12 protein-coding genes are annotated in these 12,578 nt (G+C 44.2%); 10 read left to right on the plus strand and 2 right to left on the minus strand.

What is annotated here, in order from left to right; all coding sequences use genetic code 11:
• Positions 1-418: 418 nt before the first annotated feature.
• The 3 genes from mhpT (at position 419) to FTV34_RS03570 (ending at position 3,569) form a co-directional block, all read left to right on the plus strand.
• Entirely contained in the window at positions 419-1,624 is a 1,206-nt protein-coding gene (gene mhpT / locus FTV34_RS03560; RefSeq protein WP_180002565.1) for a 3-(3-hydroxy-phenyl)propionate transporter MhpT, read from the plus strand.
• A gap of 233 nt (positions 1,625-1,857) precedes the next feature.
• Positions 1,858-2,487 carry a bifunctional nicotinamidase/pyrazinamidase gene (gene pncA, locus FTV34_RS03565; RefSeq protein ID WP_159124185.1) on the plus strand — a complete coding sequence of 210 codons (630 nt, stop codon included), beginning with the start codon at positions 1,858-1,860 and terminating at the stop codon, positions 2,485-2,487.
• A gap of 107 nt (positions 2,488-2,594) precedes the next feature.
• Positions 2,595-3,569: a bile acid:sodium symporter family protein gene (locus tag FTV34_RS03570; RefSeq protein WP_180068892.1), complete on the plus strand. Its 975-nt coding sequence runs from the start codon at positions 2,595-2,597 to the stop codon at positions 3,567-3,569.
• A 79-nt stretch (positions 3,570-3,648) separates the two neighbouring features.
• Here the strand turns inward: FTV34_RS03570 and FTV34_RS03575 are convergent, their stop codons facing one another.
• Positions 3,649-4,902, minus strand: coding sequence for a hypothetical protein (locus FTV34_RS03575; protein ID WP_180068894.1), 1,254 nt, complete (start codon positions 4,900-4,902; stop codon positions 3,649-3,651).
• A gap of 77 nt (positions 4,903-4,979) precedes the next feature.
• Here FTV34_RS03575 and serB point away from each other — a divergent pair, with 77 nt between their 5' ends.
• The 4 genes from serB (at position 4,980) to FTV34_RS03595 (ending at position 8,147) form a co-directional block, all read left to right on the plus strand.
• Complete coding sequence (gene serB / locus FTV34_RS03580) at positions 4,980-6,200, plus strand: phosphoserine phosphatase SerB (RefSeq protein ID WP_180002568.1); 1,221 nt, start codon at positions 4,980-4,982, stop codon at positions 6,198-6,200.
• Between the two features lie 417 nt (positions 6,201-6,617).
• Positions 6,618-6,953, plus strand: coding sequence for a ciprofloxacin tolerance protein AciT (aciT, locus tag FTV34_RS03585; RefSeq protein WP_034703185.1), 336 nt, complete (start codon positions 6,618-6,620; stop codon positions 6,951-6,953).
• A gap of 140 nt (positions 6,954-7,093) precedes the next feature.
• Positions 7,094-7,573, plus strand: a complete 480-nt coding sequence (locus FTV34_RS03590; protein ID WP_180068896.1) for an SCP-2 sterol transfer family protein — start codon at positions 7,094-7,096, stop codon at positions 7,571-7,573.
• A 67-nt stretch (positions 7,574-7,640) separates the two neighbouring features.
• On the plus strand, positions 7,641-8,147 hold the full coding sequence (locus FTV34_RS03595; protein WP_180068898.1) for a hypothetical protein: 507 nt from the start codon (positions 7,641-7,643) through the stop codon (positions 8,145-8,147).
• Positions 8,148-8,204: 57 nt separating this feature from the next.
• On the opposite strand, the gene dtd is transcribed toward FTV34_RS03595, so the two are convergent.
• Positions 8,205-8,645, minus strand: coding sequence for a D-aminoacyl-tRNA deacylase (dtd, locus tag FTV34_RS03600; protein WP_004281259.1), 441 nt, complete (start codon positions 8,643-8,645; stop codon positions 8,205-8,207).
• A 227-nt stretch (positions 8,646-8,872) separates the two neighbouring features.
• Between dtd and FTV34_RS03605 the strand changes: the two genes are divergently transcribed.
• From FTV34_RS03605 to pncB, 3 genes are all read left to right on the plus strand, one after another.
• Positions 8,873-10,387 (plus strand): catalase, encoded by a 1,515-nt coding sequence (locus tag FTV34_RS03605; protein WP_180068900.1) that lies wholly within the window; start codon positions 8,873-8,875, stop codon positions 10,385-10,387.
• Positions 10,388-10,573: 186 nt separating this feature from the next.
• A complete protein-coding gene (locus FTV34_RS03610) occupies positions 10,574-11,101 on the plus strand; it encodes an ankyrin repeat domain-containing protein (RefSeq protein ID WP_180031972.1) in 528 nt (175 codons plus the stop codon).
• Between the two features lie 128 nt (positions 11,102-11,229).
• Positions 11,230-12,435: a nicotinate phosphoribosyltransferase gene (gene pncB / locus FTV34_RS03615; protein ID WP_180031970.1), complete on the plus strand. Its 1,206-nt coding sequence runs from the start codon at positions 11,230-11,232 to the stop codon at positions 12,433-12,435.
• The last annotated feature ends 143 nt before the right edge of the window (positions 12,436-12,578 follow it).

Here is a 12,578-nt window from a genome sequence, read left to right on the forward strand (position 1 = left end):
ACTTAAGTGAATTAAATAGATTTAGAAAACATTCTTTTATGGCGTTTTAGGGGAGTATTAATATTTATATTCGATGAATTAAGAGCTAAAATATATCGAACAATAAACCTCATTTATGAGGAATAAAAAGCAAAAATACCTGAACTAATCTTTTTTTCGTATTAGTGATCGGCCCCGAATTTTTCTCACTGTTGAATTTCCGGGTTTGATGTATAAGTCTAAATCCAAAAATACTGGGATTTTAATACTTCTCATTAATTGCTTTTTTGACTTTATCGAACAGCATCTTAAGGTCATCAATTTTCTGGATTTTTCAGTATATCCGAGCAAATTGTTCAACTTATTGGTAGTTAATTCTATTTGAGCGCTCATAGATGATGGCCTCTCTTTTGAACGCTGATTGAACAAGGATATTCCAATGGAAAAATCAGACAATAAGCACGCGATCATCACGGTAGGGATCTGCTTTCTGATCGCTGTGATTGAAGGCCTGGATATTCAGGCTGCCGGGATTGCCGCTGCTGGTATTCGTGAGCACTTTGGTCTGGATAGCTCACAATTGGGTGTGTTTTTTAGTGCAGGGATTCTGGGCTTATTGCCTGGTGCACTGGTCGGTGGTCGATTTGCGGACCGTATTGGCCGTAAGAAAGTTTTAATCTGGTCAACCGCAATTTTTGCACTATTTACCTTATGTACCGTGTGGGTGAACAGTTTCCACAGTTTGCTGGCAGTTCGTTTTCTGGCGGGTGCGGGTCTTGGCGGTGCAATGCCAATCTTAATCACGCTGGCTTCTGAAGCCGTGGCTCCACAAAACCGTGGACGTGCCGTGGGCCTGATGTACTGTGGTATGCCAGTCGGTGCAGCAATCTTGTCTTTAATCGCAGCAACTGAATTCGGTGCAAACTGGAAAAATGTTTTTTACTTAGGTGGCTTATTGCCCATCATTGTGATTCCACTGATGATGTTGTGTCTGCCTGAATCTAAAGAATACATAAAGGCACAAAACAAGACAGCCGCAGAACGTGCAGCATCTCCTCAGGGTTCATTCAAGGATCTGTTTAACTCTGACAACTTGCTTCGTACGCTTTGCATCTGGGTGAGTTACTTCTTCACCCTGATGGTGGTGTACATTATGTTGAGCTGGTTGCCATCATTGTTCATGGAACTGGGCTTCACCCGTAAAGATGGTTCAACTGCACAGTTCTACTTTATGGTGACTGCAACGATTGGTACCGTGATTTTGGGTATGCTGACGGATCGCCTGAAAAAAGCGTATGTCATTCTATTGATGTACGGCGGTATCCTGGCGGGTCTATTAGCGTTGAACGGTGCAAGCTCACTTGAGCAAATGTACATGGCCGCAGCACTGGCAGGTGCCTTTGTGATTGGTTGTCAGGGCGTACTCTATGCCTTCGGTAGTATCGTTTACCCGACTGAAGTACGTGGTACAGGGGTAGGTGTTGCTTCCGCAGTTGGCCGTATCGGCGCCATGCTTGGCCCTGCAATTGCGGGTCAGCTACTGACAGCAGGCTTCGGTGCAGCAGGGGTGATCTCGGCAGCGATTCCATGTATCGTAATCTCTGCGGTATGTATGCTACTCCTGGTCAGCCGTACCAAGGTTTAAAAATAAAAAGATGAATATCCGAAAAGCCTGCACTGATGCAGGCTTTTTATTTTCCAGTATCAGTTCAGCTTAAGACAAATTCTTTCTATGTTTTGGAGAGCAATAGCTTTTACAGTTAACTCATCATGCGTTTTATCAGAATGCAGAGTCATTCTATTTTTACCTAAAGGGCTAAAAATTTTCTTTAGTTTTAAGCTATGCTTGGATGCAAACTCAGATTTCAAGGGATGAAAATGATGCAAAATGCGGCGCTGATTGTGGTGGATGTACAAAAAGGATTTACCCCAGGTGGAAATCTGGCTGTTACCAATGCCGATCAGATTATTCCGAATATCAACCGATTGGGGCAGTACTTTCAGAATATTGTGCTGACTCAGGATTGGCATCCGGCAGAGCATATCTCCTTTGCAGACAATCATCCTGCTCAAGCAGCCTATGACACGATTCAGCTGGATTATGGTTCTCAGGTCCTTTGGCCGAGTCATTGTGTACAAGGGACTGAAGATGCTGAATTCCATCCGGAGCTGAACCTTCCGCAAGCCCAACTGATTATCCGTAAAGGCTTTCATCAAAATATCGACAGTTACTCCGCCTTTATGGAAGCTGATCAAAAAACCAGTACCGGTCTGGCCGGCTATTTACGTGAGCGCGGTATTGATACCGTGTTTATCGTGGGTATCGCGACTGATTTTTGTGTGGCCTGGACTGCGATGGATGCCTGCAAACTCGGCTTTAAGGCCTATGTCATTGCGGATGCCACCAAAGGTATAGACCTGAACGGTTCGCTACAACATGCCTGGCAGGACATGCTGGCACAGGGTGTAAAACGGATTTATCTGAAAGATATTATTAATGCTGCCTAAGCGCTGACTTAAGGCGATTAGGGCCATTTGCCATTATGCAATGGTTTGTTTACTTTGAGGCATCCACAGATGCCTTGATTTCTTTTTCATGACCCCTGGATTTTCCCATGTCAGCACTTCTTCAATTTAGCCAGTTTGTCCAAAAGACCTTTGCTCTATGGGTCATTCTGTTTTCAGCCATTGCCTTGATGCTGCCGGATCTTTTTGTCTGGTTACGCGCCTATATTCCCTGGATGCTGGGTCTGATCATGTTCGGCATGGGCATGACCATGACGCCAGGTGATTTTAAAAGTATCTTGCAAAGTCCCAAGGCCGTTGCGATTGGGGTCGTGGCTCAGTTTATGGTGATGCCAGGATTAGCCTTTTTGCTCTGTCAGCTATTCCAGCTTCCGGCTGAAATTGCGATTGGTGTGATTCTGGTGGGCTGCTGTCCAGGTGGCACGGCATCTAATGTGATTACCTATATGGCCAAAGGCAATACGGCCTTGTCTGTGGCGTGTACTTCGGTATCAACTTTATTGGCACCGCTTTTGACTCCGGCAATTTTTTATCTGCTGGCCAGCCAATGGATTGAAATTAATGCCTTATCTATGCTGATTTCGATTCTACAAGTGGTGCTGTTTCCAATCATTTTAGGTTTGATTGTCCGTGCCCTTCTAAAAACCAAGGTAGAAGGCTATATCCAAGTAATGCCAGTAATTTCGGTGATTGCCATTGTCGCAATTGTGGCGGCCATTATTGCTGGCAGTAAAACCCAGATTCTGGAATCCGGGTTAATGATTTTGGGTCTTGTGGCTTTACACAATGGAATGGGCTACTTATTGGGTTATTGGGCAAGCCGAATATTGAAACTGGCAGAAATCGATTGTCGCGCGGTTTCGATTGAAGTGGGAATGCAGAATTCTGGTTTAGGGGTAGCGTTGGCTGCGACCCATTTTGCCGCGTCTCCCATCACTGCGGTTCCAAGTGCTATTTTCAGCCTATGGCATAATATTTCTGGACCCGCCTTGGCGACGTACTGGGCTGCTAAAAGCAAGACAATTGAATCCGGATCAGCACAAGATACCTCTGCGGATAGATAGCATCCTGACTGCTGAAGATTTTATTTCTCTTTCATATAAAAAAGCCCGATATTTAATCGGGCTTTTTTATATCTGTGACTTAGGACGCTTTAGACTGTTTCGATTTGAGAATCTCGGTTCTGAAGCTTTGCGCCAGTTCAGCACTTTCTGCATCCATTCCATTGACTACAAAGGCATGGCGAGTCAGAACATTGGTCGGATTTGGCATGTTGACCAGCTCAAAGTGGTCCGCGATCTGTTTTAACAGGGCATTAGGAACATGCAGTGCACTTTCCTTAGCCACCAGTTGTTGCACCAAACGTTCTGCAGCCTGAACGGAATTAAGCTGCATTTCTTCAACGGCTGAAGAAATTGCGCTACGTGTCTGCAGGACAAAACGTTTTTCTTCGCGATAACGTTTATACAGGACTTCTGAAAGCAACTGGAATACTGAACTGATCATGGTCAGACAGGCGAGGGCATCTGGCTTCTCTGCCGCAATACTGATACTGGCACCTTTTTCATCAAACTTGTGTACGGTACAAATATCCGTGCTGTTCAGTTTGTAGTGCTGGATGCACAGTTCAGTAGCTTTGTTCAGGAAAATCTGGCACAGATTGAAATAAGGAACCGATACCGTCTTATTCACACTATCTAGCAACTGTTTTGGATCATAGAACTGAATGTTCAAGCTCAGGCTATCGGTATCTAGGACCACAGGTTTACTGTCTTTTTCTTTCGGTTTGTTTTTCAGGGCTTGCTGTGCCTGGGCAATGGCGAGGGCAGCATTATGCTTTTCCTGTTCTAATGCCTGAGTTAAAGTCTGAATCTCGAATTTCAGTCGCGATTCATTATTGATACGTGCCAGATACTCGGTACGGCTTGGACGCGCTACCGCACGATAACCGACCCAAAGCAAACCATGAATAATGAAAGAGAACAGAATGGCAAGCCATTGAGTCCGCAGAATTTCACCAATACTTGGCTCAATCAGGGTGATTTCAATCACACCGACTTTTTTCTCGTTTTGCAGGGCATCACGGACAAAAACTTCCCCATCACGGGTCTTGGTCAGCCCACCAGTGGCTAAAACCTGACCATTCGCATCCAGGATACGAATTGAAGCAACGCTTGGGTTAGTCGCATAACGGTTGGCCAGAAGTGCCAGAGAAACGCGGTTCGCCGGTTCAAGCTCCGCCAGGCTGTCTGTGACCAGTTGGCTCGTCATGAGCTGTCCCTGGTTGGCACGGTTATCATTCAGTTGGTGAGTCGTTGCCAATACCAGTAAAAAGGTATGCAGAGCAAAACTTACAATCAGTAGGCTAGCAAATAGCCCTTGTCTAGGCGCATTCAACGTAAACTTCCAAGGCAATTCTGTTCAATTTCGATTATGATTCTAACAATAGTTGTAGCTCAGACCCGAGTCAATTCATGCGAGAAATCATTCTTATATCATTCTTAGGACCCGACCAGCCTAATCAATTTACACGATTAATGCAGGTTTTGTCCGCTCATTCCTTACAGATTCTAGATGTGGGGCAAGCGGTCATTCATAATCAACTGACCTTAGGTATTGTTGTATCGTCTGATGACCAAACTGCAACAGCATTAGCCATGAAGGAAATCCTGATTCTAGCACATGATATCGGGTTAACAGTGCGCTTTAAACCAATCTCTGCTGCTGAATATGAACAGTGGGTAAGAGAGGGCGGCCGCACGCGTTATATCGTAACGGCATTGGCCCCGGAATTAAATGCCTCTCATCTGCAAGCCGTGACCCAGATTGTGTCGAGTCAGGGCTTCAATATTGAAACCGTAACCCGTCTTTCTGGCCGTCCTGAGCTGGATGGTTCCAATACTGGCCCTAAACGTGCCTGTGTACAGTTTGGTCTGAAAGGCCAGATGCTGGATGCAGCAGCCATGCGTGCAGCCTGCTTAAGCCTGTCGAATAACCTGAATGTCGATGTGGCAGTACAGGAAGATAATGCTTACCGCCGTAACCGTCGTCTGGTCTGCTTTGACATGGACTCGACCCTGATCGAGCAGGAAGTCATTGATGAGCTGGCGATCGAAGCTGGTGTCGGTATCCAAGTCTCTGAAATTACTGAACGCGCGATGCAGGGCGAGCTGGACTTCCAGCAAAGTTTCCGTGCCCGTGTTGCTTTATTAAAAGGCATGGATGCATCGGTATTGCCAAAAATTGCTGAGCGTCTGACCGTGACTGAAGGTGCAGAACGCCTGATTTCAACCCTGAAAGCACTGGGCTACCGTACCGCAATTCTGTCTGGTGGATTCCAGTATTTTGCAGAATATCTGCAAGCCAAACTGGGAATTGATGAAGTTCATGCCAACGTTCTGGATGTGCAGGATGGCGTGGTGACGGGTGAAGTCAAAGGCCATATCGTAGATGGCGCACGTAAGGCTTTATTGCTCCGTGAAATTGCCGACAACATGGGAATTTCTCTGGAACAGACCATTGCTGTAGGTGATGGTGCCAACGACCTGCCAATGCTTTCAATTGCGGGCCTAGGTGTGGCTTTCCGTGCCAAGCCTTTGGTTCGTCAGAATGCCAATCAGGCCATTTCCAGCGTGGGTCTGGATGGTGTGCTCTACCTGCTCGGTGTACATGATAAAGATCTGAGCCGCGCGTAACACATAGCTTTTCGGTGAAATCCAACGCGGCCTTAGGGTCGCGTTTTTTTATATTTTTAGCTTAACTTTTATCGAGGGACGGCGCAGCTTGTCTATAAATACCCCGATCATCTTAAACGGAAAATATTTTTTTTAAGTCGATGAAAGGGCATATGATTTTGTAATGACACGCCAACATCGACGCAGCAATTGATCCACAAATACTGTGAAAATAAAAAATGTAATGACAAAATAATATCGCGACAGAGTATGTCGTAAGGGGAGAAAACAGGACTTTTTTTATGCAAAAAACTCAGCATAATGCATGCATAGAGATACAAATCAACACATTCCATTTTATTGATTTAACGAAATTCAATAGGTAGGACGGTTGCAATATCAAGCATACACACTATCCTTTTGGATGGAGGGGTTTATATGGTAACAGCGAATCTAGCAACTCTCGTAGGCTTTAGTTTAGTCGCCGCGGCTGTGCTTGCTGTTTTCTTCTCGCCTTATCGTCGCTGGTTAAGTTTTATGGCTGCGGGAATGCTAGCCTGGGGCCTGATCGAAGTGATTCGAGTAGGTACTCAAGCCTTGTTTGAGCTCCCGATGACATATAGCTATCTGACAGCTTTAACGGCCGTGATGGTCGTAGTGACCTTACTGTTATTGCGTGAAGATCGACGTGCAGAGCGTGCTTTGGCTAAACGCCGTTATATCGAACATACACCAGTGTATGAAGATGACCAGCAGCAGCTATCTAGCCGTTAAGTTCTCTAATATCAGCGAAATAATGCACCTGCGGGTGCATTTTTCGTTTAGAAATATGATACAAAGTCCTGCATCTGCCTGGCTTTGATCTATGCTAGGATATTTGTCAATTTTCGTACAATTAGAATAGGCATAATTCCATGAAACTGTCCTCCATTCCTGTGCTCAAACTTCCTCTGGTTGACCTCAGTACCGATCCACTTGATTTGCTGGTCGCAGGTCTTGCATTACGTATGAAGCAGTTAGCGCGTACCAGTCCAAAATTTATTGAATTGGTACATGAACGCCAGTTCCGTATCCAGATCGGAACAGATGAAGGAATGGCACGTCAGATCGTTGTGAATAATGGTCATATCGATACCGTTTCAGGTGATGCAGAAAAAGCTAATTTTGTACTGCAATTTGCTGATAGCGAACAGGGTGTAAAAACGTTGCTTAAAGGTGATCCGACTGCATTCATGACCGGTATGCAAAGTGGCACGATTAAAATGGAAGGTGATTTTGGTCTGCTGGTCTGGTTTAACCAGGTTGCAAAAATGATTCCGCCTAAACTGCCAAAACCGGTCAAAGAAAAAGTAAAAATGGCACGCCAGTTTATTAAAGAGAAAACTGGTAAGTAGTCTAAAGGCTTATTGAATAATCATTTTTCTACTGTAAAGTACCCCCTTTATTTTTAGGGGGTATTTTATGAAAAAATTAATTACAGCAAGTTTAATTGCTACATCGTTAACCATGACAGGTTGTGCGAGTATTATTTCAGGATCAACTCAAACACTGACATTTAAGTCCATTCCTGAACAAGCATCAATTTCTATTGCAAATAAATCTGGTGAAAAAGTCCATACTGGTGTTACGCCTGCAACAGTGACGCTTAAGCGTGGGAATGGATTTTTTAAACCAGCAGCTTACGATGTAACGTTTAAAAAAGAAGGATTCCAGACTAAAACTGTTCAAGTTACTGGCACAGTAAATGGCTGGTATATCGCAAATATTATTTTTGGTGGCTTAATCGGATTATTGATTGTTGATCCTGCGACAGGTGCAATGTATACCTTAAATCCGAGTGACATCAATGCGGTTCTCGAAGAGAATCAGACTGCCTCACAAAAAGGACAACAATCCCTTACGGTTATGTTAGTTCAAGATATTCCAGCGAATATAATGATCCGAGCAAAATATATTACGACTCTCTAAGAGTGTTGAAAAAAGCCCTCATTTAGAGGGCTTTTTTCATTCTGGAACAATGACAGTTTATTCAACTTCCAGATTAAACGTTACCGGCCCATCATTGACCAGATGCACTTTCATATCGGCCGCAAAAATACCGGTTTGTACATTTTCGAACTGGCTCTGCGCATATTCAACCAGCTGTTCATACAAGACCTTGGCATCGCTTGGCGGCATGGCGGGACCAAAATCCGGACGTAAGCCTTTTTGAGTTTGCGCCATCAAGGTAAATTGGGACACTAGCAGTAAACCGCCACCGGCCTGACTGACATTCCAGCCCATCTTGCCCTGCTCATCATCAAAGAAACGGTATTTCAATATCTTATCAATCAGTTTTTTGCCTTTTTCCAGATTGTCTTCTTTACCTAAACCTAGAAAAACCAGAATACCTTTGCCAATTTCTCCGGTGGTTTCACCATCGACCACGACTTTGGCTTCCAGTACCCGTTGTAATAATGCACGCATAATCAATTTTAGTCAGATTCAAAATTGCCGCCATTGTAGCAAGATCAGACTCATCTGTTATTAAGTTAATGTCTAAAAAATGGGCTTAATTGATTGATTAGCATTGATAATATTTTAAACTATCTAAAAACACGATCATAATCATAAAAATTATCTGTTTTATCTATTTTTTGCTCTCAAGTATCTTAGCTGCATGCAGGAAAGGTATTAAATTGAGAGATTTAGAAATGTTTAAGCGTTCATTACTTGTTGCAATGCTTGCAACGGTGACAGCTGCACAAGCTGCACCATTAACCAAAGATAACGGGGCACAAGTCGGTGATAACCAGAACTCGATCACTGCGGGTCCACAAGGTCCAACTTTGCTGCAGGATGTACAACTGGTTCAAAAACTGCAACGTTTTGGCCGTGAGCGCATTCCTGAACGTGTCGTACACGCACGTGGTACGGGTGCTTATGGTGAATTCGTTACGACGAAAGATCTGTCTGATTTAACAATTGCTTCTTTATTCAAGGCCGGTACCAAAACTCCAGTTTTTGTGCGCATGTCTACCGTCATTCATGGTAAAGGTTCACCAGAGACCCTACGTGACCCGCACGGTTTCGCCATCAAATTCTATACCCAAGAAGGTAACTGGGACTTGGTCGGTAACCAGACACCAGTCTTCTTTATCCGTGATGCGATCAAATTCCCGGACTTCATCCACGCGATGAAACCAAGCCCCGTCACCAACGTACAAGATGCCAACCGTGTGTTTGACTTTCTGTCTAGCCAGCCTTGGGCAACCAACATGCTGACTTATGTTTATGGCAAGCAAGGTGTCCCAACCAGCTACCGCGAACAGGACGGTTTTGGTGTACATGCCTACAAACTGTATAACGACAAAGGCGAATACAAGTACGTGAAATTCAACTTCCGCTCTAAACAGGGCGTGAAGGGCTTAAATGTCAAAGAAGCGGCTGCGCAACAAGGTAAAGATTTCAATCACTTGACCAATGATCTTTATAACAACATCTATGCAGGTAATTTCCCGAAATGGGATCTGTATATTCAGGTGCTTGATCCTAAAGATCTGAACAGCTTTGATTTCGATCCGCTAGACCCAACCAAAATCTGGCCAACCAAACTGGTTCCAGAAGTGAAAGTCGGTACATTGACACTCAACCGTATGCCGAAGAACTTCTTCAATGAAACTGAACAGGCTGCATTTGCACCAGGTAATCTGGTCCCAGGTATCGAACCCTCTGAAGACCGTTTGCTTCAAGGCCGTATCTTCTCTTATTCAGATACACAAATGTATCGTCTAGGTGCGAACCATCAGCAAATTCCGGTAAACCGTCCTGTGGTGAATGTGAACAACAATAACCAGGAAGGTCACATGAATGTGTCTGAACGTGACTCTGATGTGAACTACGAGCCAAGCCGTAAAGAGCCTAAACCGGCGACTGAAAAAGCACGTGCAGTTGAAACACCATTGACTGGTCATGTTCAGCAGATCGCTACTAAAGAGCAAAACTTCAAGCAAGCAGGTGACTTGTACCGTTCATATACTGCCAAAGAGAAAGATGACCTGATCATGAACCTGGCGGCTGATCTGGGCAATGTCAAAGATTCAGAAACCAAGCACATCATGTTGTCTTACTTCTATAAGGCAGATGCTGACTACGGTATGCGCATGACTAAAGCTGTAAATGGTGACATCTCAATCGTTAAAGCCAAAGCTGCAAAATTAAAAGACTAATCCCGATTGGTCTTGAAGAACTGGTGACTAGGGCCTAGCGCATCACCTCCAAAAAGTCCTGTAATACTCCAAACCTTTCCTGCACCCTAGGGGGAGTTTTACAGGCACTCTGTTTTTTATTCCATCTCAGGTCAATTGAGTCTTTCAAGACTTAAATTTTCCTTTCGATTTCTGTTGGAGTTCATCATGAAAGTTCTGCCATATACATTTTTAGCCAGTATTCTTGCCTTTAGTTCCGCATTCGCAACTGCTGCTGAAGTGAAGAATGTCTCCCCTGCAAAAACTGCGGCAAGCGTTCAGATGACCTCACAACAGGAATTGATCGATCTGTTTTTTGCTGCTGCTAAAATCGGCAATAGCGAAGTGATCAATGAATTTTTAAAGCACGGCTTTCCAGTCGATGTACGCAATCAAGATGGTTATACCTCGTTGATGATGGCAACCTATTATGGCCATCAGGATATTGTGACCACCTTACTGGCCAAAGGGGCAGACCGCTGCGCCCGGGACAACCGTGGCAATACAGCCTTGATGGGTGCCTTGTTTAAAATGGAATTTGCCATTGCCAAACAGCTGCGTCAGGTCGACTGTGATGCCCAAGCCAAGAAAACCGGGCAAAAAACCACAGCTGAATTTGCCAAGGTGATCGGTCAGGAAAAGCAGCTACAAAAAATTATCAAGGAACAGGAAAACGGGCTGAAAGCAGTCAAATAACTGTGTGGGAAGCAGTTTATTTTCTTGAACTTTTGTCGATAATTCAGCTAGCTGTACGTAAATCCTGCAATATTGCCTAAACTTTTATGCTTTAATGCGGGATAAGCACAGCGATATTTCCCTTAGTTATGGCTCCAATTATCCACTCTTTGTTAGATACTGACTTGTATAAATTCACCATGCTACAAGTGGTATTACACAAGTTTCCACAAACGCATAGTGTCTATCATTTCCGTTGTCGCAACCTGGAAGATACGGAATATCCGCTGACGGATATTCTGGATGATTTGAATCACCAACTGGATTTGCTGTGTCAGCTCAAATTTAAAGAAGACGAATTACAATATTTACGCAGCCTGCGTTTTATCAAAAGCGATTTTGTGGATTATCTGGAACTATTCCAGCTCAAACGCCGTTTTATTAAGGCCACCATCGACAATGAAGGCCGCCTGGATATTACTATTGAAGGCCCCATGGTTCAGGCAATGATGTTTGAAATCTTTGTACTGGCCATTGTGAATGAACTGTATTTTAGCCGCATTCGTACATCTGAAGTGCTAGCTGAAGGTGAGCGCCGTTTAAAAGCTAAAATTGAACTTTTAAAACAGTATGATGCCGCGCAGAACCCGAATGATCCACCATTCCTGGTCTCGGACTTTGGTACCCGCCGTCGTTATAGTTTTGACTGGCAAAAGCATGTGGTCGAAGAATTTAATAAAGCTGCACCGCACGTATTCCGTGGGACCAGTAATGTGTATTTAGCCAAAGAGTTGGGTATTACCCCGATTGGCACCATGGCACATGAATTTCTGCAAGCCTTTCAGGCGTTAGATGTGCGTCTGCGTAATTTCCAGAAAGCCGCCCTGGAAACCTGGGTACAGGAATACCGTGGTGACCTTGGAATTGCCTTGACCGATGTAGTCGGTATGGATGCTTTCCTGCGTGACTTTGACCTGTACTTTGCCAAACTGTTTGACGGCTTGCGTCATGATAGTGGCGATCCCTATGAATGGGGTGACAAGGCTTATGCTCACTATAAAAAGCTGAAAATTGACAGCAAAACCAAAATGCTGACTTTTAGTGATGGCCTGAATCTGGAAAAAGCCTGGAAATTGCATCAATACTTTAAAGATCGCTTTCAGGTCAGCTTCGGGATCGGCACCAATCTGACCAATGACATGGGGCAGACGCCGCTAAATATCGTATTGAAACTGGTGGAATGCAACCGTCAGTCGGTAGCGAAAATCTCCGATAGCCCAGGAAAAACCATGACGGATAATGATACTTTCCTGGCATATTTGCGTCAGGTGTTCAATATCTCAGAACCTGCCTAAAAATCTCTGCTTGATTCAAAAAACCGCTTCAATCATGAGGCGGTTTTTTCTTGGATGATGGTCTTTCTTAAATCAGCTTTAGCTAAAATTATGCTAAGGATCTAGATAAAAACAACATAATTGAAAAAATGAGCTGTGCTAAG

Source organism: Acinetobacter sp. YH16038, from assembly GCF_013417275.1.
Lineage (GTDB): Bacteria > Pseudomonadota > Gammaproteobacteria > Pseudomonadales > Moraxellaceae > Acinetobacter.

Coding starts and splice junctions, on each gene's coding strand:
- mhpT (WP_180002565.1), top strand. CDS start 419: ATGGAAAAATCAGACAATAAGCACGCGATCATCACGGTAGGGATCTGC.
- pncA (WP_159124185.1), top strand. CDS start 1,858: ATGATGCAAAATGCGGCGCTGATTGTGGTGGATGTACAAAAAGGATTT.
- FTV34_RS03570 (WP_180068892.1), top strand. CDS start 2,595: ATGTCAGCACTTCTTCAATTTAGCCAGTTTGTCCAAAAGACCTTTGCT.
- serB (WP_180002568.1), top strand. CDS start 4,980: ATGCGAGAAATCATTCTTATATCATTCTTAGGACCCGACCAGCCTAAT.
- aciT (WP_034703185.1), top strand. CDS start 6,618: ATGGTAACAGCGAATCTAGCAACTCTCGTAGGCTTTAGTTTAGTCGCC.
- FTV34_RS03590 (WP_180068896.1), top strand. CDS start 7,094: ATGAAACTGTCCTCCATTCCTGTGCTCAAACTTCCTCTGGTTGACCTC.
- FTV34_RS03595 (WP_180068898.1), top strand. CDS start 7,641: ATGAAAAAATTAATTACAGCAAGTTTAATTGCTACATCGTTAACCATG.
- dtd (WP_004281259.1), bottom strand. CDS start 8,645: ATGCGTGCATTATTACAACGGGTACTGGAAGCCAAAGTCGTGGTCGAT.
- FTV34_RS03605 (WP_180068900.1), top strand. CDS start 8,873: ATGTTTAAGCGTTCATTACTTGTTGCAATGCTTGCAACGGTGACAGCT.
- FTV34_RS03610 (WP_180031972.1), top strand. CDS start 10,574: ATGAAAGTTCTGCCATATACATTTTTAGCCAGTATTCTTGCCTTTAGT.
- pncB (WP_180031970.1), top strand. CDS start 11,230: ATGGCTCCAATTATCCACTCTTTGTTAGATACTGACTTGTATAAATTC.